Source organism: Microbacterium sp. I2, from assembly GCF_051364985.1.
In the GTDB taxonomy this organism is placed as follows: domain Bacteria; phylum Actinomycetota; class Actinomycetes; order Actinomycetales; family Microbacteriaceae; genus Microbacterium.
Genome location: NZ_JBLWIH010000017.1, coordinates 1 through 24,445 on the forward strand (window position 1 = coordinate 1; position 24,445 = coordinate 24,445).

Consider the following 24,445-nt stretch of genomic DNA (forward strand, 5'->3'; position numbering starts at 1 on the left):
GGCTGAGACGGCGCGGAGCGCGAGGGCGGCAGCAGGCCGCCCTCGCGCTCGCTGGGTGACGATGAACAGGGCATGACCGGGGAGTGAGGACACGAGGTGGGAGTCAAGGTCAACTACGACGACCTCGGCGGACTGAGCACGCAGCTGAAGAGCATCATCGATGAGTTCGAGCACGCGGGCAGTCGCCGACGGGACTTGGAGGATGCCGTCGACCGGCCGTACGACTTGGGCGATCTGAAGGACGCCGCCCACGAGTTCGAGGGACGCTGGGACGATCGCCGCAAGCGACTGATGGACAGTTGCAAGGGGCTCGCCGAACACGTCGACAGCGTGATCAAGGCGTTCAAGGACTTCGACGAAGAAGCCGGCAACCAGACCGGCGAGAGATGAGCGGACGATGAGCGTTACCCCATACATGCCGTCCCAGACGCCCGGCGGCCAGCGCCTCATCGAGCACCTTCGCGGTGACGCGGGCGACGTCCAGACCCGCGGCCAGCAGATCGTCGACCTCGGCACAGACATGTCTCAGGCGTGGACCCTCATCCAGCGACTCGTCGACGACGGCGCCGACATGGAGGGGCACGCGATCGACAAGCTCCGCGAGGTGGCCGGCAAGGTGAACGACGACCTGTCGAAGGCGGCCGAACTCTACGCCGCGGTCGGGCCGCACATCCGCACCTACGGCCAGGAGCTCGAGACTTCCAAGGCCGCGATCGACCCGATCGTCGATGATCTCATCGAGCTGTGGGCCGCCTACTATTCGCTCAGCCGGGAGGCCGACACAGCGGAGGGCGCCGTCCCGCGGGAGCCCGACGACGACGCCGACGCGGACGAGCAGTCCTCTTACGACACCGCGAACGCAAACGCCGTCGAGAAGCGCGGGCTCGCCGACACCAAGAAGGGCGAGTGGGACACCCGCGCCGGCGAGTACGACACGGAGTGGAACACCTGGCACACCGCCTTCGACACCGCTGCCCGGAACATCAAGGAGGGGTTCAGCGGCAAGATCGAGGACTCGTGGAAGGACGACATGCGCGGCGCGCTGGAGTTCCTCTCCAACGTCCTCGCCATCGCCGGCATCGTGCTCGCCGTTCTGGCGATCGTGATCGGCGGGCCGATCATCGCGGCGCTCGCCGCGATCGTCGCCGTCGCCACCCTCGTCGTCGCGCTCACCCGCAAGCTCGCCTTCAACGACGGCAGCTGGGTCGACGTCGCGTTCGGTGTCATCGGCGTGATCCCCTTCATCGGGCCGGCCGCGCGCGGTCTGCGCGGCCTCGGCGCCCCCGGCGGCTGGCGAGCGCTCGGCACCGCCTTCGGCGACGATGCCGCCCGTCTGTTCGGTGTCGGAGCGACCGGCGTCGACGACTGGCTGTCCGGTCTGAATCGCCTGCAGGGCGCCGGATTCGGAGCCAAGGCGGTGGATTTCACGACCGGCCTGCTGACCGGCAACAACATGGCGCACTGGGCGGACCCCGCTGTCATGACCGGCGGCCTCAACGTCCTCGAGGGCGTCGGCGGCATCTGGGCCACCCAGCTCGGCATCGCCGGCTGGATCAAGGACACCGCGGGCGGCGCGTTCCCCGGCTCGTTCGACCCCGATCAGAACCCGTTCTCTTGACGTGGTTCCAGGACGCCCGCCAGGTGATGAAAGACTGGTGTGGTGAGTGATCTGCGCGCGGAACTGACAGGGAGCATCGGTGCCACCGTGCCGCGGTACCGGATGCTGTTGCCCCCGGGCTGGCGATCCTACGATCTGAGCACCGACACCGAGCGCGAACTCGTTGCCGCCGCGCGTGCGCGGCTCAGCGAAGCGGGACGGCCCGACCTGGCTGCCGCGCTCGCGACCCAGGTGAAGGAGGCCGTCGCGAAGCTGCGCGAGCAGGATGCGTTCGCCTACGCGCTGCCCGCAGAGGGCTCGCCCACGTGGGTGCTGGGATCGGCGAGCCTCGTCGGCCTGCGTCGACGGTCGACGCCGCGGTGGACGCTCGATGACATCGTCGAGGACGCGGTGCGCAACCGCGGCGGCGTAGCGATCGGGGAGGGGCACCGGATCGTCCGGTGGACCGAACGTCACCCCACCCGGGTGGACGGCGTAGATGCCGTGTCTTTCCTCATCCAGTTCCTGCTTCCGATTCCCGGCACGAAGCGCACGCAGGCCGTGCAGTGGACGGCGACAGTCGCGCACAGCGCCGACCTCCCGCAGGACGATCCCGTGCTCGAGGCATGGGTTGCACTCTTCGACCACCACATCGCCTCGTTCACCTGGAGCGTGCGCTGACATGCAGCTGAATCTCCGACACGACCCCGAGCACTGCATCCCCGTCCCGTTCGTGGCGCAGACTGCCGGCGAACGGGCCGCGTGGGCCCGCGAGACCGCAGCGGCGTTCGCGACGCGCAGGGAGCTGGCACCGGCCGTTGCCACGCGCATCGCGGCGGCACTCGAGGATGTCGCCGCCGTGACCACCGACGAGAGCCGCAGCCTCGTCATCGTCGGCATCGAGGGGCGGGCGATCGCGCCGCTCACCGTCTTCGCGGTCGACGAGCGGCTCAGCGACGACGCGCAGGCGGCATTCCTGTGGTCGGCCTCCGCATTGCTGCCCGCGACGACCGAGATCCTCGAGACCGAGGGCTTCGGCGTCGGCATCTCGGCCACGCTGCTCGAGCGGCACGGCGACCGGGACTTCGGTTTCGAGCGCTGGCTGTTCCTGGGCGAGGAGACGACGATCGCCGCGGTCCTGGGCCCTGTCGCGCCCTACGCACTCGCGTTCGTGGAGGAGCCGGCGAAGGCCGTGCTGAGCACATCGACACTCGAGGGCTTCGTGCCGTCGACCGACCGCGCACGTGTGGACGCACTGGACCGCGCGGTCGTCCGCTTCGGAGAGGACTGGTCGGCATGAGCGGCAGGTCGCTGACAGAACTGGTCGACGAGACGAAGGGGTGGAACGCGGTCGACTGGTGGCGGCTGGAGCTGCGCTCGTTCGCGCTGACGGCTGCGCAACGCCCGCTCGCCGTGCTCGCGCCGAAGGAGGCGATGTCGGAGCACCGCGGCATCACCGTCGGCAGCTTCATCCAGGGACTGGCCTACCTCTACGCCGTCGCTGCACCGGTGATCGCCGCGGCGGCCATGCTCCGGTGGGTGCTGGGCGACACGGCGTACGACTTCCCGCTCGCGTTCGCCGGCTGGATCACGCTCGTGGGTCTCGTGGTCACCGGCTGGAGTGAGATCCAGCGGCTCCGGCATCCGCGGGCCACTCGCGCGGCCGCGCTGCGCACCCTGGCACTCATCCACGCGATTCCGGGGGCGATCACAGCGCTGATCGCGCTCACCGCCGGACGTGAGCAGCTGGGGGACGGCACATGGGCGTGGCTCGTGGTGATCGCGGCCGATGTCGTCGTCCACATCGCGATCCTCGTGCGAGGACCTCTGCCCAAGGGCGGACCCCAGAACGAGCGCGAGAACCTCGAGTGGAGCATCCGCGAGATCCCGCCCAGCACGCTTGCCGAGGTGATGCAGCGGCGGAACGCAGCCATCGGCCTGCTTGCAGAGCGCGGTCTCATCAACTCCGCCACCGCAGCGCGCGCCCTCGCCACGGCTCCGGGCGAGCTCGCGCTCACGCTCGCGCCCGAGGTGCAGCAACACGCTCCCGGCAATCCGCGCTGACCCGTCGCACCGGTCTTCCGCGCACCGCCCTTCTTCGCCCGACCGAAGACGGGCGACGTCTCTCGAAGCGCCTCGACGCGGTGGGAGGACTGCTGAGCAGGCATGGGGAATGGTCCCCATCGCCGGGCGGTAGGGCGTCGCGTTAGGTTTCTGGTGTCGGCCCGGGGTGGGTCGTGTTTCTGAGTGAGGGAGTTGACGATGGCCGATTTCGGTGCTTCGTATGGCGAGATGGAGCAGGTGGCGTCGTCGCTGTCGCAGGCTCGTGACGACATCCAGGGTCAGCTGGACACGCTGAAGAGCCAGGTGGACACGTTGCTGGGTGAGGACTTCAAGACGCAGCACGCGTCGGGCAAGTTCGGTGAGGGTTACTCGGAGCTGACGACGGGTCTGAAGGGTGCGGTGGACGGCATCAACGACATGTCCGAGTCGCTGCTGGGCATGATGCGCGCGATCCAGGACCTCGACCAGCAGCTCGCCGGCGGCTGAGCCCGCGTACACGTCTTCTGGGCGACGGAGCTTCGCACGACGGAGCTTCGTCCGCTCGGTTCTGAGCACTGTTTCGCGACGGCGATCGGAGGAAGGGCACCGTGGGAAAAGACATCAACATCCCGATGAGCGACCTGCAGGCGCTCAACACGTCGCTGAAGAACATCGTCGACGAGTTCGAGCATGCCGGGGACCGATCGGGCAGCCTCGAAGCGGCGATCGGCCGGCCGCACGGCGAGTCCGCGCTCCGCGACGAGATCGACCGCTTCGAGAGCGCCTGGGACGACAAGCGCGACACGCTGAAGGATGACGTGAAGACGGTCCAGGAGAGCGTCGAAGGAGTCGCCCGTGCTTGGGCCGATTTCGACAACGAGGCCGCGACGAGCCTCGACAACACCACCCGCACGCCTCAGGTCCAGAAGCCGGAGTGAGATCACGATGGACAGGACGCCCACAGGCGGAAAGCACTACGAGATCCTCGAGATCGAGGGCCAGGCGTACGAGATCGAACGTCGCGGGATCCAGATCGAGAGCCTCGGCGACCAGATGATCGCCGCGGCCGACCTGCTCGATCGGATCAAGCTCGGAGCCGAATGCCGTGGGAAGAGTCTCGAATCCATCAAGGACTCCGTCGGCGACATGACCGGCGATCTGCGCAAAGCAGGCGAGCGTTACCGGCCGAGCGGCACGGCGATCCTGACGTACGCGCGCGCCCTCGACGGGGTACAGGCCCAGCTGCGCTCTCTCATGCCCGACCTGGAGCGCGCGTGGGACGACTACGTGCAGACGCGAGGCCAGTTCGAGACTGATTCGCAGCTTCCCGAACCCGAGGAGGGCACGTCCGAGGAGCGCACCACGGCGGGCGATGTCGACCAGGATCGCACGGCGTGGGAGGGCTACGCAGTCCAGTACGAGGGCGTCTACGACACGTGGTGGGGTGCGTACGAGGACGCGCGCAAGGGCATCAAGGATGCCAACGACGACGGCGTCGAAGACTCCTGGCTCGACAACTCGCTTCCCGCGCTCGAGATCCTGGGTGACATCCTCTCGTATGCCGGCATCGTGCTCGCGGTCGTGGCGTGCATCATCGGCGGACCCTTCATCCTGGCGGCGGCCTTGGTGGGACTGGCGGCACTCGCCGTCACCTGTCTCAAGGTCGCGGGCGGACGGGGCGGGGCGATGGACATCGTCATGGCCGCCGTCGGAGTGTTCCCTTTCGGCAAAGCCTTCGCCGCGTTCGGGGCGGTCCGTACGGCCGTCGGCGCAGGGGGCAAGTTCGCTGCCGCCGGACGCGGTCTGATCGACATGGGCGGGGATGTCGTGGGCGCTGCCTGGCGCAACGGCTCTCGCCTGTCCGGTGTCCTGGACCAGGGGATGCTCGCCCGCGTGATGCATGACGGCGGGAACGTGCTGAACCGACACGGCTCCAATGTGCTGAGAGGGTTCTTCCGCGGCCTGGACGACGGTCCTTCGGTGACGGCTCGCCTTCTGCAGGGCAATCAGGGCGCGATGCAGAACATGATCTCGGATGCGGCGTCCGGCCTGTCCAACAAGGCCTTCAACAACCTCAACGGATTCCTCAACGGCCTGCCGCACGGAAATCTCATGCAGGACATGCTGAGCGCGGGCAACCCTGTGCTCAACCTCGTCGACGGCATGGGAAAGGCGACCGCGGGCTTCTCGTACGACCGTGCGACCAGCGGATGGGGCTTCGGGCTGTGACGGCGGTCGACGTCACGATCGACGACCGTTGGTTCCTGCCCATTCCCGCTGCGCACGAGCGGGCGACGTGGGCGCGCGGTGCGGTGGAGCGTCTGCGTTCCGAACCAGATCGCGCCGCCGACCCCGCCGGGGTCGAGAGCGCGCTGCTCGGCTTCGCCGAACTCGCCGACCCGACCGCGATCGCCAACCTGCTGTTCTGCCCCGACGGCCTCCCCGGTCGCGCGATCGTGATGGTCTACGCCTCGGCGACCGACGCGCGGACCTTCGACGACATCGTCGATGAGGCCCCTGCGGCGCTGCCGCGGCGTGTGCTCCCGTTCCGCGACGAGGACCCGGCGCGGGCACGCGTGATCAGCACCGTGCAGCAGCTCGATGACGGCGGAGTGCTCGGAATCCTGCAGTTCCAGCAGCTCCGTGACGGTGCGCTGGTCGAATCCGTCGTGGCGTCTCCGAGTCTGCGGAATCTCGGCGCGGGCATGGACCTGTTCGAGGAGCTGACGACGCGCGTGTCGATCGGCGCCGCGGACGATGACCGAGAATTGGGCGTATGACCAGTCTGCGAGCGGAACTGCTGGGCCTTCCGGGCGGCCTTCCCCGATTCCGGCTCCTGCTGCCGGAGGGATGGAGCGCCACCGAGATCACGCCCGAAGCGACCGAGCAGATGGAGCAGCAGGCCCGGAAGGTCTTCATGCGTGCGGGTCGGCCCGACCTCGACGGAGTCTTCTCGAGCACTCTCGAGCGCGCCATGCGCGAACTCGGCCGCGCGGGCGGCCGGTACGCGATCCTTCCCGGTGCCGGGCCGGACGGTGTGGCGCCCCCGCTGTCGCTGATCGTCTCGCTCATCTCGGGGGAGGCCGATGCTCCGCTCGACGACTGGGTCGCGGCCCGATTCCGTCGGGGTGCCGAGATGCTCGATCGCTCCGGGCAGATTGTGTTGTGGCGGGAGCGCAGCTCCGCAGGCGAACGCGGAGTCGAGCAGGCGCAGTCGACGTATGTCGCGCCGGTGCCTGACACCGCGCGCACGAAGGCGCTGATGCTCACCGGCACCGCGCTCATCGAAGAGGGCGTGCCCGATACGTCCGACGCCGTCGTGGCTGGCCACGCGGTCTTCGATGCCATCGTCTCGACACTCAGCTGGGTCCTGGCCGACGCGGGGACGCGTCGCGCATGACGGTCAAGATCGAGCGTCTCGTCGGCAGCGATCACGACGTCGCACGCATCGTGGACGCGGCGCGCCGATTCGTCCCCGCCGAACGACGCGATGCATGGGTGCAGGCGGTGGCCGGCATGGCACGCATGCGTGCGGAGCTGCGGCGCGCGATGGCGGATGCCGGAGCGAGGCCGCGCAGTGCACCCGCGGCGGGCGGGCGCGCCAAAGCTCCTGCGCTGTGGTGGTCGGCGTACGTGATCGGCATCGTGGCCGCCTTCGCCGGGGCGGCAGTCATGTTGCCGCCCAAGGGTCGCGGTGGTCAGGACCCGGTGCTGATGACCGCGGTCGCGCAGACGTCGCTGGTGCTGGGTGCCGTGTTGCTGATCGTGGTCGTGATCCTTCCCCTTCCGGCGGCAGTGCGCGGCTCGAGCACGGCTGTCGCGCTGGCCGTGATGCCGGTGCCGTTCCTGCTGTTCGCTGGCGTGCTGAACGTCGTCCGGTTCGATGAGCTGCGCGATGCGGTCGGTACGACGGCCATCGCGGTTGTCGGTGTCGCCGGCGTCGTGTGCGCCGGGCTGTGCGTCGTCATGTTCGTCCGCGTGCGAGCGTCCGCTCCTGTCCGGCGGCGCAGGACGCCGTCGACCGACCCGAAGGCCGCTGCAGACTTCGCGACGCGGATCGCTCGCGAGCTGCCGTACGGGCGCGCCGTGAGGGAGGCATGGCTGCAGGAGCTTGAGGCCCTCGCACCCCCGGCCCCTGAGGCCGTCGCGCGGCAGGCGGGGGACCTGGGACCCTTCGCGTACATCGTGTGGGCGTACTACGACGGTGAACGGGAACTGCCGCGTCCCGAGACGCTGCGCGGGCATTGACGGCCCATGGGGAATGATCCCCATGGGCAGAGGGTGGAGCGTCGGTTAGGTTGGAAGTCGTCGGCCCGGGGTGGGTCGTGTTTCTGAGTGAGGGAGTTGACGATGGCCGATTTCGGTGCTTCGTATGGCGAGATGGAGCAGGTGGCGTCGTCGCTGTCGCAGGCTCGTGACGACATCCAGGGTCAGCTGGACACGCTGAAGAGCCAGGTGGACACGCTGCGGGGTGAGGACTTCAAGACGCAGCACGCGTCGGGCAAGTTCGGTGAGGGTTACTCGGAGCTGACGACGGGTCTGAAGGGTGCGGTGGACGGCATCAACGACATGTCCGAGTCGCTGCTGGGCATGATGCGCGCGATCCAGGACCTCGACCAGCAGCTCGCCGGCGGCTGAGCCCGACTGATTTCGCCTGAGGGAGCCGGCACATCGCCGGCTCCCTCAGTTGACTCACGACCTGACGGAGGATGCCGCACGTGGACATCATGCTCGACCTCGAGCAGCTCAAGGCTGCACAGTCCGGTCTGGCGTCGTCGATCTCGGAGTTCGACGCCGCGTCGGACACGAACGACGACCTGGAGGACGCCGTCGGTCGTCCCGACGGGCGCAGCGCTCTGCTCAACCAGGTGATCGACTTCGAAGTGGCGTGGCGCGACAAGCGCGGCAAGCTCAAGGAGAACCTGGAGAACATCAAGGAGCAGCTCACGTCCATCATCGACGGCTGGGATGAGTGGGACACGACCACGGCTCGGGATCTCGAGGGCTCCACGACCACCACCGCCGTCACCTCGACGAGGGCCTCCTGATGCGGTCGCCGAACCGGGGGTACGACCTCCAGCAGCTGGACGGCAACGCGGCAGACATCACCGCGCGCGGCGGACAGCTGAAGACGCTCGCGACCACGATGGAGAACACCTCCCTCCAGCTCAAGGCGATCGGCGACTCGTCGGTCCACAAGAGCAAAGGCACCGACAAGCTCGCCGAGATGGCGAACGAGACTCACGCGGATCTCGCGGACGCTGCCGTTCGCTATCGCGGTACCGGCGAGAGCCTGGCCACATACGGCGAGGCGCTGAATACGGCGCAGACGTGGCTGCGCGCCAACCTGAGCGACGTCGAAGACGCCGAGAACGCCTATCAGGCGGCGCTCACGGCCAAAGCGGATGCCGATTTCGCCGAGAGCATCGCGTCGACGAGCGCCCAGGGATCGGACGACGAGGCGCTCGCCTGGGCGGCCGACCGCGCGGAATCGGATGCGGACTCCGCCGAGACCGCACTGACGAACGCGCAGACCCTGCGCAACGAGCTCTGGCAGGAGTTCGAAGAGGTCTTCGGTACGTGGTCCGACGCGTATGACGACGCCGTCGACGGCATCGAGAACGCGATCGAGAGCGCCGACAACAACGACGGGTTCTGGGAGTTCATCGACAACGTCCTGGACGTCATCGCGATCGTCCTCGTCGTCCTCAGCGTGATCGCGCTCGTGATCGGCGCGCCGCTGACCGGCATTCTGGCCGGCATCATCTTTGCGCTCGCCGCCGCCTCGTTCCTGCTCACCGCGCTGAAGTTCGCCTACGGGCGAGCGAGTCTGAGCGACCTCGCCTGGAGCGCCGTCGGCCTTCTTCCCTTCGGCATCGGCAAGATCCTGTCGCGCGGCGTCCCCGCGCTCGGCTCCGTCGTCCAGGGCGGGCGCGGTGTCGTCACGGCAGCCATCCGAAGCAGCCTGCCCCGCTTCTCGCTCCTGCGGCCGACCACCTGGGCCACGCCCCTGCAATCGCTCTTCGCGCCGGTGAGGTCGTGGCTCGCTCTTCCCAAGCCGGGCTTGTTCACCAACCCGCTGACGGCTCTTCGTCTGGGCGGAGCGGAGACTGCTCAGATCACGAGCTTCCTGAACACGATGCGCAGCACGCCGTGGGCGAGCAGTCCCGGGGTGGCGCAGTTCATCTCCTCGACCGCGGGCTCGCTGCCCGGCGGGTTCGTGCAGGGCGCGAACATCGTGTCGTGGACCGGCTTCGCCGTCGTCGACTTGCTCGGCCTCGCGGACGCGCAGCCCGAGATTCCGGGCCTGCGCGATGTGCGCATAGGCTGAGTCCGTGAGTCAGAGCCCCACGCGTCCGCGCACCGTTCAGTCCGTCACGCGCGTCGTGTACGCCGTCGTGGCGATCGTCTCTCCGGCGATCCTGATCGTGTTCCTGGTGGGTTCACTGTTCTTCTCGGGCGGTCAGGTGAGCGCCAGCATGGACCCGAAGTGGGGCGTGGTGTGGGCCTATCCGCTGTTCGCCGTGCCGACCGTCCTGCTGGTCGCTCTCGGAGTCGCTTTGAGCCTCCTGGCCGTCATCCTCGCGGCCACCGCGCGCGGTGAGGACGTCCCCGGGCTGCGAGGCCTTCTGGGACCGACCGTCGCCTCGATCGTCGCCGCCATCGGGTTCGCGCTGCTCGTGCCCGACGGAGGCACGCGCACGGGCGACGTGACCTTCGGAGACCAGTGGTGGGGGGCGGCCGCCGCAGCCGTCGCGCTCGTCATCCTGCTCATCGGCATCGCCGTCGGACGCACGAGGTCGCAGGACACCCAGAGTCGCGCACGATGACGGCGCTGTCGGGCTTCCGGCTCCTGCTTCCGCCCGGGTGGTCCCGTTACCGCGTCGACGAGGACGGACGCAAGCAGTTCATCGCGAAGCTCTCGGCACGACTGAAGCAGGTCGGCGATCCCGAGCTCGACGTGCGACTGCGGATGCTCGCGAACGCGCAGTGGCGACGGCTGGAGCAGACGCGCACGCACAGTGTGTACTTCCCTGATCGCGAGATCGACGGGCTCGCCCATCTCCCGCTCTCCTTGGCTGTGCGGCAGCACGTCGCGCCCGCGGGCACGGCTTTCGCCGACGACCTCGGCAGCCTGACCCGAGCGGCCATCGAGACGTACGACACCGCGATCGGGCCGATCCAGCGATGGCAGTCCGACAAGGCGGGCAGCGACGACACCGCCGGGATCACGACGCGGGCGCTCGGCTACGGGTTCGGGCTGCCCGGGTCGGATGAACGGCGAGGGCTCGTCTTCCTCGCGACCATCCCGTATCCGGACGACGCGGATCCCGTCATCGTCGAGGGGGCGACCGAGCTCGTGGATTCGATCATGGAGACGTTCCGATGGCGGTAGCCCCGACGTACACGCTCACGCTCGAGCCGACGTGGCTTCCGGTGCCGCTGCGATTCCCGTGGGGCACGTTCGCGCACCCCGAGGACTGGGCGGTGGAACTCGCGGACAGCCTGCTGGCCGACACCGGGGTCGGTGACGACGGCCGTGAGCTCCTGCGGACGACGGCCCTGCACCTGCAGGCCATGCCCGGGCCCCTTCCCGGGGCGATGGAGCGGTTCTGGCGCACGGAGTTCGTGGGTGGCGTGACGATCGTGGCGCACCTGTACGTCACCGATTCGGATGCCACGTCGGCCGACGATCTCCTGCAGCTCGCCCGCGCCGGCGTCGGGGGAGTGATCCAGACGTGGTCGACGCTGGAGGGCACCGCCTTCGAGGCCGCGATCTCGGCGGTCGTCGTCTCTGGGACCGAAGAGGCCCGCGTGTACGGGCTGCGGCACCTGGGCGTCCACAGTGGATACGTCTTCCTGCTCGATCTGCTCCACGACGATCCCCTGGCGGTCGACGCGGTGCAGGCGGAGCTCGAGCGCGTCTTCCGCTCGATCCGCTTCGCCTAGGGCATTGCGCGGCAGGTCTCCACCGCCGTGTCCGATTTCCGCGAGCGAGTGTCGGGGAGGCGTGCCAGGCTGGGGTCATGACCTTGACGACGACGGTGGCCGGTTCGACCGACCACTGGGGAATCGCCTCTATGACGTTCGACGAGCGCTACCGTGCCATCGACTCCCGCGACACGCGCTTCGACGGCCAGTTCGTCACCGCCGTGCGCTCGACCGGCATCTACTGCCGCCCGAGCTGCCCCGCCCGCACGCCCAAGGCGTCGAACGTCACGTTCTATCCCACGAGTGCCGCCGCGCACGAGGCGGGCTACCGGGCCTGTAAGCGCTGCCTCCCCGAGGCGGCGCCGGGCTCTCCGCAGTGGAACCTGCGCGGCGACATCGCCGGCCGCGCGATGCGGCTCATCGCCGACGGTGTCGTCGAGCGCGAAGGGGTCCCGGGGCTCGCGCGCCGGCTCGGCTACTCGCCGCGACACCTGACGCGCCTGCTCACCACCGAGCTGGGCGCAGGACCGCTCGCCCTCAGTCGCGCCCACCGCGCCCAGACCGCGCGCATGCTCCTGGTGGGCACCGACCTCTCAGCGGCCGACGTCGCGTTCTCGGCCGGGTTCGCGAGCGTGCGGCAGTTCAACGACACCATCCGGGAGGTGTTCGGGATGCCGCCGCTCGAGCTCCGCGCGCGGCGCCGGGTGGTGCGGGGCCGTGCCCGCGGCCCCGCGCGGGCGAGCACCCCGTCCCGTGCCGGCGTTCCCGAGGCTGACTCTCTTGCGGCCCCGTTCGCCGGCCTCACCGCGATCGACCTCACGCTTCCGCACCGGGGCCCGCTCGATGCCGCGGGCCTGTTCGCCTGGATGGGCGCCCGCGCGGTGTCCGGCGCCGAGCACGCGACGGCGTCCAGCTTCGCTCGCACACTCCGTCTGCCGGGCGGGCCCGCCTGGTTCGAGCTGCGGCACGACGAGCTCGACGCTGCGGGCGCGGGGCGCGTGAGGCTGCATGCCCGACTGTCCCACCTGGCGGACCTGTCCACGTTGGTCACGCGTGCGCGGCGGCTGTTCGATCTGGACGCCGACCCGATCGCGATCGACGACGCGCTGTCGCGGCATCCGGAACTGTCGGCGTCCGTCGCGGATCTGCCGGGCATCCGGGTGCCCGGCGCGGCGGATCCGCACGAGATGCTCATCCGCGCGATGGTCGGCCAGCAGATCACAGTCGTCGCCGCGCGCACCGCTCTGACCGCGTTGACCGGAGCGCTTGGCGAAGACGTCGTATGCCTCGACGGCACCGGAGTGACGGCGACCAAGCTCTTCCCGACGATGTCTGCCATCGCCGAACGCGGTCATGAGGTGCTGCGAGGCCCGGCTGCTCGCATCCGGGCGATCACCGGGGCCGCGGCCGCTCTCGCGGACGGTTCGCTGGTCCTCACGCCCGGTGACGACGCGGCCGAGCAGCGCGCGGCACTGCTGGCGATGCCCGGAATCGGCCCGTGGACCGCGGATTACGTCCGCATGCGGGTGTTGGGCGATCCCGACGTGTTCCTGCCTGGCGACGTCGCGGTGCGCGCCGGCGCCGCGGCCCTCGGCCTCCCGTCCGAGCCTCGCGCGCTGACCGATTGGGCGGTGCGCACCGCACCATGGCGCAGCTATCTCACCGCCCACCTCTGGCGCGCTGTGCCGCCCAGACCGACACCGCGGCGCCGGGCGGCGACGAACCTGACTGTTGAATCCGAAACGAAGGTGACATCATGACCGACGCGATCATTCAGACCATCGACACGCCCGACGGCCCGTTCACGATCCTCTCCGACGCCGACGCGCGTGTGCTCGCGTCGGGCTGGACCGACGACGTCGACCGCATGGTCGGCCGTGTCCGCGCGACCGAGCGTCCCACGACGGTGACGAGAGGCGAAACGGATGCTGCGGCCACCGTGCTCGCGTACTACGCGGGCGATCTCGACGCGATCGACGAGGTTCCTGTCGCCCAGTTCGGCACGCCGATGCAGCTCGCGGGCTGGCAGGCCCTGCGGCGCATCACCCCGGGCCGCCCGCTGACCTACGCGGAGTTCGCGGTCGAACTCGGGTCGCCGAACGCCGTCAGGGCCGTGGCATCCATCTGCGCGCGCAACGCGCCCGCGCTGTTCGTCCCGTGCCACCGCGTGCTGCGCACCGGAGGCGCGCTCGGTGGCTTCGCGTGGGGACTCGACGTCAAGCGCAGCCTGCTCGACCGCGAGGCAGGAGTGCCGGCACTCCTGGCGTGACCACACACGTCTGCGGTCCGGATGCCTCGAGCGGGGGCATCCGGACCGTTCATCCTTTCCGGGGGAGAGGAAAGCGCTTGTTGCGCTCAGCGATTTCTCAGGTATAGGCTGGAGGGCTGTCGCGCCGCTTCACGAAGCGGCGCGCCAGCCCCGTCCATTCAGCCCCGAGGAGGAGCCATGTATCAGGCCGTTGTCGCCGCGAAGACCGTCTTCGTCCTCCGCCCCGCACTGGACGGCGCGACCCCGGAGCGGCTCCGCATTCAGGGGTAGCCGCTCCCCGTCCCCGTCCCGGCGGTGCTGCCTCGGCATACCGCCGCATCCCGGAGCGTTCCTCCCTCACAGAGGGCTCCGTCGCGCCCTGCGCATCTTGTAGACCCCGATCCGGGTCATCCGCTCACCATCCCCGCAAGGATCATGACCTCCACCGTCGACTCGCCTCGGTCCGAAACGTCCACCTTCACATCCCTCGCGCGGCTGCTGCCGTTCGCGAAGCCGGTGCTGCCGCGCCTGAGCCTCGGCGCGCTCAGCGCGCTGTTCGCCAGCCTGCTCGCCCTCGCCATCCCTCTCGTCCTCGAGCAGGTCGTGCGCGGCCCGATCAGCTCCGGCGACATCGCCCTCATCACGTGGGGCGCCGCTGCCATCCTCGGCCTCGGACTCGCCGAGGCCGCCATGGTATGGCTGCGCCGCTGGTTCGTGCTGGGGCCGGCGACCATGGTCGAGTACGACCTGCGTCAGACCTTCTACTCCCGGCTGCAGCGACTGCCGGTCTCGTTCCACGACCGCTGGCAGTCCGGTCAGCTGCTGAGCCGCATGATGCAGGACATCAGCATGCTGCGCCGCTGGCTCGCCTTCGGCCTGGTGCTGCTGGTCGTCAACGTGCTCACGATCGCCGTCGGCACGGTGCTGCTCTTCCGCTGGCACTGGCTGCTGGGCACGATCTTCCTCGTGACCTCGGCGCCGCTGTGGTACGCGGGCTACCGGTTCGAGAAGACGTACGGCACGCTCGCACGCCAGTCTCAGGATCAGGCCGGCGACCTGGCGACCTCGGTCGAAGAGAGCGTGCACGGCATCCGCGTGCTCAAGGCCTTCGGCCGCGGCAAGCACGCGCTGCAGAAGTTCACGCGGCAGGCCGAGACGCTGCGCGAGACCGAGCTGAGCAAGGCGCGCGCGGTCGGCTGGATCTGGTTCTGGCTCGTGCTGCTGCCCGACATCGCCTTCGCGCTGTGCCTGGGTGCCGGCATCTACCTGACCGCGCTCGGGCAGCTGCAGTCGTACGAGCTCATCGCGTTCTTCGCGATGGCCACGGTGCTGCGCTGGCCGATGGAGTCGATCGGCTTCCTGTTCTCGTTCATGCTCGACGCCCGCACGGCGACCGACCGCATCTTCGAGGTGTTCGACGAAGAGAACACGATCGTCGACCCGGCGGCACCGAAGACCATCGACCGCCCGCGGGGTGAGCTCGCCTTCGAGGGTGTGCACTTCCGATACCAGGATGCCGCCACCCGGGAGCGCGACCTGCTCGACGGCGTCGACCTCGTGCTGCGGCCGGGCGAGACGATGGCGCTCGTCGGTCTCACCGGGTCGGGCAAGACCACGCTCACCACGCTGCCGACGCGTCTGTACGACGTCACCGGTGGTCGCGTGACCCTCGACGGCGTCGACGTTCGCGACCTGACGCTGAAGGAGCTGCGCCGTCACATCGGCATGGCCTTCGAGGACGCCACACTGTTCTCGCAGACCGTGCGCGACAACGTGCTGCTCGGCCGCGAGGACCTCGTGCCGGGGAGCGCCGAAGCCGAGGCCGTCATGCGCGAGGCGCTGCAGGTGGCCCAGGCATCCTTCGTCGACGACCTGCCCGACGGGGTCGACACGGTCATCGGCGAAGAGGGGCTGTCGCTCTCGGGCGGACAGCGGCAGCGGCTCGCGCTCGCCCGCGCGGTCGCTGCTCGGCCTGCCGTACTCGTGCTCGACGACCCGCTGTCGGCGCTCGACGTCGACACCGAGGCGCTCGTCGAAGACGCGCTGCGCGAGGTGCTGCACGCCACGACGGCGCTGGTGGTCGCCCACCGCCCGTCCACGGTGACGCTCGCCGACCGCGTCGCATTGCTCGAGGCGGGTCGCGTCACCGCGGTGGGGACGCACTCCGAGCTGCTGCGCACCAGCGAGCACTACCGCCACGTGATCTCGAGCCTCGAGGTCGAAGAGGCCCGTCTGCGGGCCCGCCAGCACGACCAGGAAATGGAGGTGAACCTGTGAGCACTACGGTCACCGGAACGAGCGGCGAAGATCGCTCCGACTACACGCGCGCCGAGAGCAAGGCGATCCGCAAACGGTCGCTGCGCCTGCTCGGTTCGCTCATCACGCCGGTGCGCAGCCATCTGATCCTCGCGGGGATCGTGCTCGTCGTCTCGACGGCACTGCGCGTCGCGGGCCCATGGCTCATCGGCCTCGGCATCAACAACGCACTCCCGGCGGTCGTCGAGCGGATGGACTGGATGCCGACGATCGGCGTCGTCGTGGTCTACCTGCTCTCGGCGATCGGCGGCGCCGCGCTCATCGGCTGGTACGTCGTGGTCGCGGCCCGACTCACGCAGGCGGTCATGCTCGACCTGCGCAAGCGGATCTTCCTGCACACGCAGCGGCTGAGCCTGGAATTCCACGAGTCGTACACGTCGGGCCGCATCATCTCGCGGCAGACGAGCGACCTCGACACGATCCGCGAACTGCTCGACGGCGGTCTGAACGAGCTGGTGTCGGGCATCCTGTACGGCACGTTCACGCTCATCGCGCTGCTCCTGGTCGACTGGCAGTCCGGCGTGATCCTCATCGTGATGGGGCTTCCGCTGTTCCTCCTGATGCGGTGGTTCTACCTGCGCTCGCAGCTGGTGTACCGCGAGTCGAGGGTGGTCAGCGCGCAGGTGATCGTGAAGTTCGTCGAGACGATGACGGGCATCCGCGCGGTGAAGGCATTCCGCAAAGAGACCCGCAACGACGAGGAGTTCGGCGCGCTGGCGATGGACTACCGCGACGTCAACATGCGCTCGATCCGACTGTTCGGCACGTTCGAACCGGCGCTGATGGCGGTCGCATCGGTGACTCTCGCCCTCGTGATCGCGTGGGGCGGCATCCGCGTCGCCGACGGCGCCATGGCGATCGGATTCCTGCTGTCGGCGGTGCTCTACGTCCGCAACTTCTTCTCCCCGCTGCAGGAGGTCGCGTTCTTCCTGAACTCGTACCAGTCGGCGACGGCGGCGCTCGAGAAGGTCTCGGGCGTGCTGGAGGAGGAGCCGACGGTCCCCGACCCGGTGAAGCCCGTTGATCTCTGGGCGGCGAAGGGGCACATCCGGTTCCAGGACGTGCTCTTCGGTTATTCGAACGATCGCGTCATCCTGCCGGACTTCTCGCTCGACATCCCGGCCGGTCAGACGATCGCGCTCGTGGGCACGACCGGCGCCGGCAAGTCGACGCTGGCCAAGCTCGTGTCGCGGTTCTACGACCCGACACGCGGCGCGGTGACCCTCGACGGCGTCGACCTGCGCTCACTGCACCCGAAGGATCTGCGTCGTGCGATCGTCATGGTGACTCAGGAGGCGTACCTCTTCAGTGGCACGGTGGCCGACAACATCGCGCTGGGCAAGCCTGACGCGACGCTCGACCAGATCCAAGCGGCGGCGCGCGCAGTGGGGGCGGATGCCTTCATCCAGGCACTCCCGGACGGTTACCACACCGACGTCAACAAGCGCGGCGGCCGGGTGTCGGCAGGGCAGCGGCAGCTGATCTCGTTCGCGCGGGCGTTCCTGGCCGACCCGGCGGTGTTGATCCTCGACGAGGCGACGGCCTCGCTCGACATCCCGAGCGAGCGCCAGATCCAGGACGCGCTGCAGACACTGCTCGCCGACCGCACGGCGATCATCATCGCGCACCGCCTGTCGACGGTCGCGATCGCTGACCGTGTGCTCGTCATGGAGCACGGTCGCATCATCGAGGACGACGCACCCGAGGCGCTCATCGGCGGCGACGGCCGCTTCGCCAAGCTGCACGCCGCCTGGCGCGAGTCGCTCGTCTGACCCGGGCTCCGGATGCCCCGGCCCGCGCTCACGCGCCGGCCGGGGCATCCGTCTCGTGCCCTGCCGCGGCCGCTGGGGCTGCAGCATCCGTCGTCCCTGTTGCGCCCCGGCCGCTTTGCCGAATCCGGAAACCGGAGTTCGTGCGTGTTTCCGGACCCGCCCGGCGGAAGACCGGAGCGATGTCGGACCATTCCGAGCCGATCCTCCGACGTGTGTGCGATCTACCGCCGGGCGGTACGCCGTAGGGATTCGATCGTCCGCCCGGCGGCTTCTTCCGTTCCTTCCTCAGGCGGCGAGATGCAAACCTGCGGCGATCGCCCGCGAGACCGCTCGCTCGACGGTCGGCCACTCACGGACGATCTGCGAGTACGTGAATCGCAGCACGGTGTAGCCACGAAGTCGCAGCTCGGCGTCGTGGGCAACATCACTCGAGCGCTGCGTGGAGGATGCATGGAACCCGTAGCCGTCGACCTGCACGATCAGACGCTCGCCGATCAGCAGATCCACGAAGTGGCCGGCGACGAGGATCTGCTGTCGGAGTGGGAGACCCCATGACGATAGCCGGGTGATGAAGAGCGATTCCAAGCCCGAATCCGAGAGGTCCGACGAGCACTCCGCGAGTTTTTTCGCAGCTCGGGACGTCCATCTCACGGCACGAAGCGCCGCTATCGAGAGCTTCTCCACCTTGATCGCAGATTCCCACACGACGCGAGCAGACTCGGGGTCGAGGCAAACCGCGATGTGAGAGAGGCAGTCCTCCACCGAGGCCAGCAGCGAGGTGCGACTCGCCGGGGCGACGGACGTGTTCCAGTGCGCGACGCCCTCGAACTCCGCGGGGCGACCGTGTGCGCGGAACTGAAGGTGGAGCGACTCATCGACCCCCTCGGGCACCCACCACTTTCGCTGACGTGCGGCGGAGACGCAGCCCACGCGCGCCCCATGCTCCGCTGCATCCACGAGCTCTCCGGTCGCTTCTGGTGTCGCGAGCCATTGACGGCGGATCGCCCTCACCTCGCCCGTGCGAACCGCAGCCCGAATCTGCGACACCTTGGCACCTTGAGCCACTGCCAGGTCTCGGTGGGCGATGCCGACCATGCCCGTTCTGAGCCATTCGAGAAGATCCACCATCCGACTCTGCGCGACGGCATGCGCGCCCCATCACTCGCGCTTGCGATTTGTGGATAGGAAGCACAACACGAGGTGCGGTGGAGGAACCTCGGTCCCGCGCCGTCCACGGACCATCGGCCCCGCCCGGCGGCACATCCTGCTCCGCCCGGCGGAGCTTCCCGCTCCGCCCGGCGGCACATCCTGCCATCGTCGGAGAATTTGGCCCCCGTTGTCCGACGTTGGCTCGATCGACCGCCCGCCTCACGCGACGGCGAAGGGCTCAGGCGCGGGCGACGGAGACGGCGGCGGCGAGCGGATGCCCCGGCACGAGGCCCGCGAGAGCGACCGCGCCGTCGATGCCGTGGCCGAGGGGCTCGACGAGCACGGCGTCCAGCTCGCTCGCTGACAGATGCGAGGTGAACGCCTCGCGCAGCTGTGCCGACCGGAAGACCCCGCCGATCGCGCAGACCGAGAACCGCTCGGACTCGTCGGTGCGGACGCGGCGCAGCGCCGTCTCGACACTGTGCGCGAGCTCGCCGCCCGCGCGCACGGTGATCCGCTGCGACACGGCGTCGCCGTCCGAGGCCAGCCGGGCCACCGGCTCGGCGAACGAGGCGACGATGCTGACGCGATCCTCGGCGGACTGCAGGCTGATGTAAGCCTGCGCGAGGTCGGGCCAGCGCTCGCGGGCGACGTCGGTCAGGCGCGTCGCGGGCCCGCGTCCGTCGTGCTCGCGCATGACCGCATCGAGGGCTTGGCGGCCGATCCAATAGCCGCTGCCCGCGTCGCCCATGAGGTAGCCCCAGCCGTCGACCCGCGCGACGCTGTCGCGTCCGACGGCGAGCGTGACCACCCCGCCACCTGCGGCCACGACCGCGCCGCGCCCGTCGGCGAGGGCCCCGAGGAACGACGTGGTGGAGTCGTGCGCGAGCAGCACTTCGCGCACGCCGGCGTCGTCGATGCGGGCGAGGAGGGCCGCGGCATCCGCTTCGCGCGTCGTGAGACCCGAGACGCCGGCGGCGATGACGGATGCCGCGACCCCGGTCCGCTCGACCGCCCCGTGAGCGACGGCGGCAAGCTGGGGGAGCAGCGGCTCGTCGGTGCGGATGCCGGGGAAGACGATGTCGTGTCCGCCGAGTCGGACCTTGATGCCGGTCTGACCGGCGTCGATCGCAAGGATGTCGCGGCTCACGTCACACCAGGCCCGCGAGGAACCGCGCCTGCGCCGCCCACTGGTACGCCTGGCCGCCCTCGTGGTTGTTGTGCGTGTAGACCTCGATCTGCTTCGGCCCGGCGTAGCGGTTGTATGCCGCATACACGGTCGACGGCGGGCAGACGGTGTCCATGAGTGCGACGGAGAACAGCGCCGAGGCATCCGCCCGTTTCGCCATGTTGGCGCCGTCGAAGTACGACAGGGTCTCGAACACGCGCTCGCCGGCCCCGCGGTGCACCGCGAGGTAGCGCACGACCTCCTGGTACGGGTCGGAGTCGGTGAGCCCCACCGACCGCTCGAAGTGGCACAGGAACGGCACATCGGGCATGACGGCGACAAGGCCGTCGCTCAGCGCGCCGGCGGCCAGCGCGATGCCGCCGCCCTGGCTGCCGCCGCAGACCGATACGCGGTCCGCGTCGACGCCGGGCAGGCTGCGGACCGCGTCGACCGCACGCACGGCGTCGGTGAAGACTCGGCGGTAGTAGTACGTGGCGGGGTCCTGGATGCCGCGGGTCATGAAGCCCGCCGACGCGGGGCCGGCGCCGTGCGGGTCGGGAGTCTGCCCGCCCGAGCCCCACATCGAGCCCTGGCCGCGCGTGTCCATGAACAGGTGCACGTAGCCCGCGGCCGCCCAGCCGAGGCGCTCGCCCGGCAGGCCGCGTCCGCCGCCATAGCCGTTGAACTCGACGACGGCCGGGAGCGGACCATCGACGCCCGCCGGCCGCGTGAGCCACGCCTTGACCGGCTCGCCGGCGAAGCCCGGGAACGTGACGTCGAAGACCTCGACCAGCTTCAGAGAAGTGTCGGCCGGCACCACCTCGGGCGGGGCATCCTGCCGCCTGGCTTCGGTGATCGTCGACGACCAGAAGTCATCGAAGTCGGCCGGCTCGCGGACGACAGGGGAGTACTGCTCGAGCTCAGCGAGGGGAAGGTCGAATCGTGGCACGCGCTTACCCTAGCGGCTCGAGGCGAGGCCGATTCCGATTGCGAAGCGCGACGAAATCCGAGGGCGACGAGGCCTCGATGGGGGAGGGGTAATCGAGGCCCCGCCGCCGGTCTCGAGAACCCGGCTACAGGGTGATCCGTGCGGAGACTTCAGGTCTGGCGGGTATTCGGATCACAGACGGATCTCCGCGATGACCTCACCGTACTCGGTCTCACCCACCGGCGTGAAGCCCACCCGGCGGAAGAAGGCCTCGGGGCCGTCCTCGCCGGCCTCGTAGATGACGTCGACGTGGTCCATGCCGCGGTTGCGGGCCTCTTCGAGGAGGCCGGCGACGGCGAATCGGCCGACGCCGCGGCCCTGGTCGTCGGCGTCGACGTTGATGCGCCACAGCACGGATCGGAAGTGTTCCTGCGTCTCTTCGGGGTCGAAGTTCGCGCTCACGAACCCGACCACCTCTTCGCCGTCCAGGACGACCCGCTGCCAGGTCGTCTGCGGATTGACCACGGTCGCGGCCACGCCGTAACTGACCGGTGCGAGGAACTGTTCCTGCCCGGGTTTGAGCGACATGTTGTTGACCGCCACGATCGTGCTGGCGGACAGTTCGACGAGTCGCAGATCACCCATGAAGCACAGGCTAGCCCGGATGGCGACATCCGGCATCGCCGAGGTCACGGTTTCACACGGAGTTCATCGGACGAGATATCTTGACGTCGAGATATATTCGGCCCCGTGCGATAGGCTGTCGGCCGACCCGTACGAAGGATTCCAGGTGACCGACTCCACCATCATCTACACCTATACCGACGAGGCTCCGGCGCTTGCGACCGCCTCTTTCCTCCCCATCGTCCAGGCCGTCGCCGGGCAGGCCGGGGTCGAGATCCAGACGCGCGACATCTCGCTGGGCGGCCGCATCCTCGCCGCCTTCCCGCAGAATCTCACGCCCGAGCAGCAGGTCGGCGACGCACTCGCCGAGCTGGGTGGCCTCGCGACGCTGCCCGAGGCGAACATCATCAAGCTGCCGAACATCTCGGCCTCGATCCCGCAGCTGAAGGCCGCGATCGCCGAGCTGCAGAGCCAGGGTTACGACATCCCGGATTACCCGGACGAGCCCGAGACGGTGGAAGAGAAGGACGTCCGGGCGCGGTACGACCGCATCAAGGGATCGGCCGTCAACCCGGTGCTGCGCGAGGGCAACAGCGATCGCCGCGCTCCGCTGTCGGTGAAGAACTACGCCCGCAAGCACCCGCACCGCAACAAGCCGTTCGCCGAAGGGTCGAAGACCCGCGTCGCCACGATGGGCCACGACGACTTCCGCTCGAACGAGAAGTCCTTCGTCTCGCCTGCCGACGACGTGCTCACCATCCAGCACGTCGCCGAGGACGGCACGGTCACCGAGCTCAAGACCGGTCTGAAGGTGCTTCCCGGCGAGATCGTCGACGCGACGTTCCTGTCGGCGTCCGAGCTGGACGCGTTCCTGGCACAGACGCTGAAGGATGCCGCGGCCGACGACGTGCTGTACTCGGTGCACCTCAAGGCGACGATGATGAAGGTCAGCGACCCGATCATCTTCGGCCACGTCGTGAAGGCGTACTTCGCCGACGTGTTCGCGAAGTACGGCGACAAGATCGCCGAGGCGGGACTCACGCCCAACGACGGTCTGGGCGCGATCCTCGCCGGCCTTCCGTCGGTCGAGGGCGGCGACGAGATCGCTGCGGCGATCGCCGCCGACCTCGAGCGCGGTCCGCGCCTGTCGTACACCAACTCCGACAAGGGTCTGACGAACCTGCACGTCCCCTCCGATGTGATCGTGGACGCCTCGATGCCGGCGCTCATCCGCAACGGCGGCAAGCTGTGGGGTGTCGACGGCGGCGAGGACGACACTCTCGCCGTGATCCCCGACTCGTCGTACGCGAGCGTCTTCCAGACGGTCATCGACGACGTGAACGCCCACGGCCCGCTCGACCCGGCCACGATCGGCTCGGTGCCGAACGTCGGCCTCATGGCGCAGGCGGCCGAGGAGTACGGCAGCCACGACAAGACCTTCGAGATCGCGGCACCCGGCGTCGTCCAGGTCGTCGGCGGTTCCGGTGACGTGCTCCTCGAGCACGCCGTGCAGCCCGGCGACATCTGGCGCGCGACGCAGACCAAGGACATCGCGATCCGCGACTGGGTCAAGCTCGCCGTCGCGCGTGCTCGCGCCAGCGCCACGCCCGCCGTGTTCTGGCTCGACGAGACGCGTGCGCACGACGCCGAGCTGATCGGCAAGGTCAAGACATACCTGGGCGACCACGACACCGAGGGCCTCACGATCGAGATCCTGGCTCCCGCGGCGGCGACGCAGTACTCGCTCGACCGGCTCCGCAAGGGTGAGGACACGATCTCGGTCACCGGCAACGTGCTGCGTGACTACAACACCGACCTGTTCCCGATCCTCGAGGTCGGCACCAGTGCCAAGATGCTCTCGATCGTGCCGCTGCTGTCGGGCGGTGGGCTCTTCGAGACCGGCGCCGGCGGCTCGGCGCCCAAGCACGTGCAGCAGCTCGTCGCGGAGAACTACCTGCGCTGGGACTCGCTGGGCGAGTTCTTCGCGCTCGCCGCGTCGCTCGAGCACCTCGCCGACTTCACCGGCAACGTCAAGGCGCAGGTGCTGGCAGACACGCTGGATGCCGCGACCGGCACGTTCCTCGAAAATGACAAGTCGCCCGGTCGCGCGCTCGGCACGATCGACAACCGCGGCAGCCACTTCTACCTGGCCCTCTACTGGGTGCAGGAGCTGGCTGAGCAGCAGGCCGACCCCGAGCTCGCCGCCGCGTTCGCGCCGGTCGCCGAGGCCCTCGCGGCGAACGAGGAGAAGATCGTCGGCGAGCTGGTCGGAGTGCAGGGCTCACCTGTCGAGATCGGCGGCTACTACCGCCCCGACCCCGAGCTGGTCGCGGACGTCATGCGCCCGTCGGCCACCTTCAACGAGATCATCGACGGCCTGCGCTAGGCCGAGAACGAAGAGAAGAGCGGATGCCGCGGCATCCGCTCTTCTCTTCGTTCTCGGCCTAGCGCAGGCCGTCGATGATCTCGTTGAAGGTGGCCGACGGGCGCATGACGTCCGCGACCAGCTCGGGGTCGGGGCGGTAGTAGCCGCCGATCTCGACAGGTGAGCCCTGCACTCCGACCAGCTCGCCGACGATCTTCTCCTCGTTCGCCGCGAGGGCCTCGGCGACCGGCGCGAACGCGGCGGCGAGCTCGGGGTCGGCCTGCTGCTCAGCCAGCTCCTGCA

At 69.2% G+C, this 24,445-nt stretch carries 27 protein-coding genes; 22 read left to right on the forward strand and 5 right to left on the reverse strand.

The window, feature by feature from the left end; genetic code table 11:
- The first annotated feature begins 96 nt into the window (after positions 1 to 96).
- The 21 genes from ACLKM7_RS13060 (at position 97) to ACLKM7_RS13160 (ending at position 17,908) form a co-directional block, all read left to right on the forward strand.
- A complete protein-coding gene (locus ACLKM7_RS13060; RefSeq protein WP_168912557.1) occupies positions 97 to 390 on the forward strand; it encodes a flagellar protein FlgN in 294 nt (97 codons plus the stop codon).
- 7 nt (positions 391 to 397) lie between these two features.
- Complete coding sequence (locus tag ACLKM7_RS13065) at positions 398 to 1,618, forward strand: hypothetical protein (RefSeq protein WP_436447595.1); 1,221 nt, start codon at positions 398 to 400, stop codon at positions 1,616 to 1,618.
- A 42-nt stretch (positions 1,619 to 1,660) separates the two neighbouring features.
- Positions 1,661 to 2,278: a hypothetical protein gene (locus tag ACLKM7_RS13070; protein WP_436447596.1), complete on the forward strand. Its 618-nt coding sequence runs from the start codon at positions 1,661 to 1,663 to the stop codon at positions 2,276 to 2,278.
- A gap of 1 nt (position 2,279) precedes the next feature.
- Positions 2,280 to 2,897, forward strand: a complete 618-nt coding sequence (locus tag ACLKM7_RS13075) for a hypothetical protein (protein ID WP_436447597.1) — start codon at positions 2,280 to 2,282, stop codon at positions 2,895 to 2,897.
- Positions 2,894 to 3,661, forward strand: a complete 768-nt coding sequence (locus tag ACLKM7_RS13080) for a hypothetical protein (protein ID WP_436447598.1) — start codon at positions 2,894 to 2,896, stop codon at positions 3,659 to 3,661. The genes ACLKM7_RS13075 and ACLKM7_RS13080 overlap by 4 nt, the downstream gene beginning before the upstream one ends.
- A gap of 198 nt (positions 3,662 to 3,859) precedes the next feature.
- The gene (locus tag ACLKM7_RS13085) at positions 3,860 to 4,147 is read left to right on the forward strand and encodes a WXG100 family type VII secretion target (protein WP_168912552.1); all 288 of its coding nucleotides are present in this window, start codon (positions 3,860 to 3,862) and stop codon (positions 4,145 to 4,147) included.
- Positions 4,148 to 4,248: 101 nt separating this feature from the next.
- Positions 4,249 to 4,578, forward strand: a complete 330-nt coding sequence (locus ACLKM7_RS13090; RefSeq protein ID WP_436447599.1) for a hypothetical protein — start codon at positions 4,249 to 4,251, stop codon at positions 4,576 to 4,578.
- 7 nt (positions 4,579 to 4,585) lie between these two features.
- Positions 4,586 to 5,869: a hypothetical protein gene (locus ACLKM7_RS13095; RefSeq protein WP_436447600.1), complete on the forward strand. Its 1,284-nt coding sequence runs from the start codon at positions 4,586 to 4,588 to the stop codon at positions 5,867 to 5,869.
- Positions 5,866 to 6,420, forward strand: coding sequence for a hypothetical protein (locus ACLKM7_RS13100; RefSeq protein WP_436447601.1), 555 nt, complete (start codon positions 5,866 to 5,868; stop codon positions 6,418 to 6,420). The genes ACLKM7_RS13095 and ACLKM7_RS13100 overlap by 4 nt, the downstream gene beginning before the upstream one ends.
- Positions 6,417 to 7,040 (forward strand): hypothetical protein, encoded by a 624-nt coding sequence (locus tag ACLKM7_RS13105; protein WP_436447602.1) that lies wholly within the window; start codon positions 6,417 to 6,419, stop codon positions 7,038 to 7,040. Before ACLKM7_RS13100 ends, ACLKM7_RS13105 begins: the two co-directional genes overlap by 4 nt.
- On the forward strand, positions 7,037 to 7,888 hold the full coding sequence (locus ACLKM7_RS13110) for a hypothetical protein (protein ID WP_436447603.1): 852 nt from the start codon (positions 7,037 to 7,039) through the stop codon (positions 7,886 to 7,888). Before ACLKM7_RS13105 ends, ACLKM7_RS13110 begins: the two co-directional genes overlap by 4 nt.
- Positions 7,889 to 7,990: 102 nt before the next feature.
- Complete coding sequence (locus ACLKM7_RS13115) at positions 7,991 to 8,278, forward strand: WXG100 family type VII secretion target (protein ID WP_436447604.1); 288 nt, start codon at positions 7,991 to 7,993, stop codon at positions 8,276 to 8,278.
- An 80-nt stretch (positions 8,279 to 8,358) separates the two neighbouring features.
- The gene (locus ACLKM7_RS13120) at positions 8,359 to 8,688 is read left to right on the forward strand and encodes a hypothetical protein (protein ID WP_436447605.1); all 330 of its coding nucleotides are present in this window, start codon (positions 8,359 to 8,361) and stop codon (positions 8,686 to 8,688) included.
- On the forward strand, positions 8,688 to 9,971 hold the full coding sequence (locus tag ACLKM7_RS13125; RefSeq protein WP_436447606.1) for a hypothetical protein: 1,284 nt from the start codon (positions 8,688 to 8,690) through the stop codon (positions 9,969 to 9,971). The genes ACLKM7_RS13120 and ACLKM7_RS13125 overlap by 1 nt, the downstream gene beginning before the upstream one ends.
- A 4-nt stretch (positions 9,972 to 9,975) precedes the next feature.
- Positions 9,976 to 10,470: a hypothetical protein gene (locus tag ACLKM7_RS13130; RefSeq protein WP_436447607.1), complete on the forward strand. Its 495-nt coding sequence runs from the start codon at positions 9,976 to 9,978 to the stop codon at positions 10,468 to 10,470.
- Entirely contained in the window at positions 10,467 to 11,036 is a 570-nt protein-coding gene (locus tag ACLKM7_RS13135; RefSeq protein WP_436447608.1) for a hypothetical protein, read from the forward strand. Before ACLKM7_RS13130 ends, ACLKM7_RS13135 begins: the two co-directional genes overlap by 4 nt.
- Positions 11,027 to 11,590, forward strand: a complete 564-nt coding sequence (locus ACLKM7_RS13140; protein WP_436447609.1) for a hypothetical protein — start codon at positions 11,027 to 11,029, stop codon at positions 11,588 to 11,590. Before ACLKM7_RS13135 ends, ACLKM7_RS13140 begins: the two co-directional genes overlap by 10 nt.
- Before the next feature lie 77 nt (positions 11,591 to 11,667).
- Positions 11,668 to 13,332 carry a DNA-3-methyladenine glycosylase 2 family protein gene (locus tag ACLKM7_RS13145; RefSeq protein ID WP_436447610.1) on the forward strand — a complete coding sequence of 555 codons (1,665 nt, stop codon included), beginning with the start codon at positions 11,668 to 11,670 and terminating at the stop codon, positions 13,330 to 13,332.
- Positions 13,329 to 13,841: a methylated-DNA--[protein]-cysteine S-methyltransferase gene (locus ACLKM7_RS13150; protein WP_436447611.1), complete on the forward strand. Its 513-nt coding sequence runs from the start codon at positions 13,329 to 13,331 to the stop codon at positions 13,839 to 13,841. Before ACLKM7_RS13145 ends, ACLKM7_RS13150 begins: the two co-directional genes overlap by 4 nt.
- A 414-nt stretch (positions 13,842 to 14,255) precedes the next feature.
- A complete protein-coding gene (locus tag ACLKM7_RS13155; RefSeq protein ID WP_436447612.1) occupies positions 14,256 to 16,097 on the forward strand; it encodes an ABC transporter ATP-binding protein in 1,842 nt (613 codons plus the stop codon).
- Positions 16,094 to 17,908 carry an ABC transporter ATP-binding protein gene (locus ACLKM7_RS13160; RefSeq protein ID WP_436447613.1) on the forward strand — a complete coding sequence of 605 codons (1,815 nt, stop codon included), beginning with the start codon at positions 16,094 to 16,096 and terminating at the stop codon, positions 17,906 to 17,908. Before ACLKM7_RS13155 ends, ACLKM7_RS13160 begins: the two co-directional genes overlap by 4 nt.
- 285 nt (positions 17,909 to 18,193) lie before the next feature.
- On the opposite strand, the gene ACLKM7_RS13165 is transcribed toward ACLKM7_RS13160, so the two are convergent.
- From ACLKM7_RS13165 to ACLKM7_RS13180, 4 genes are all read right to left on the reverse strand, one after another.
- Positions 18,194 to 19,033: an endonuclease domain-containing protein gene (locus tag ACLKM7_RS13165; RefSeq protein ID WP_436447614.1), complete on the reverse strand. Its 840-nt coding sequence runs from the start codon at positions 19,031 to 19,033 to the stop codon at positions 18,194 to 18,196.
- 262 nt (positions 19,034 to 19,295) lie between these two features.
- The gene (locus ACLKM7_RS13170) at positions 19,296 to 20,207 is read right to left on the reverse strand and encodes an N-acetylglucosamine kinase (protein WP_436447615.1); all 912 of its coding nucleotides are present in this window, start codon (positions 20,205 to 20,207) and stop codon (positions 19,296 to 19,298) included.
- A gap of 1 nt (position 20,208) precedes the next feature.
- Positions 20,209 to 21,174 carry an acetylxylan esterase gene (locus tag ACLKM7_RS13175; protein ID WP_436447616.1) on the reverse strand — a complete coding sequence of 322 codons (966 nt, stop codon included), beginning with the start codon at positions 21,172 to 21,174 and terminating at the stop codon, positions 20,209 to 20,211.
- 171 nt (positions 21,175 to 21,345) lie between these two features.
- Positions 21,346 to 21,798 carry a GNAT family N-acetyltransferase gene (locus ACLKM7_RS13180; protein WP_168912535.1) on the reverse strand — a complete coding sequence of 151 codons (453 nt, stop codon included), beginning with the start codon at positions 21,796 to 21,798 and terminating at the stop codon, positions 21,346 to 21,348.
- A gap of 145 nt (positions 21,799 to 21,943) precedes the next feature.
- On the opposite strand from ACLKM7_RS13180, the gene ACLKM7_RS13185 reads away from it, so the two are divergent.
- Positions 21,944 to 24,163 carry an NADP-dependent isocitrate dehydrogenase gene (locus ACLKM7_RS13185; RefSeq protein ID WP_436447617.1) on the forward strand — a complete coding sequence of 740 codons (2,220 nt, stop codon included), beginning with the start codon at positions 21,944 to 21,946 and terminating at the stop codon, positions 24,161 to 24,163.
- Positions 24,164 to 24,221: 58 nt separating this feature from the next.
- Here ACLKM7_RS13185 and ACLKM7_RS13190 read toward each other — a convergent pair.
- Positions 24,222 to 24,445, reverse strand: a 224-nt coding sequence (locus ACLKM7_RS13190; RefSeq protein WP_436447618.1) for an NADP-dependent isocitrate dehydrogenase, incomplete at its 5' end; no start/stop codon positions are given.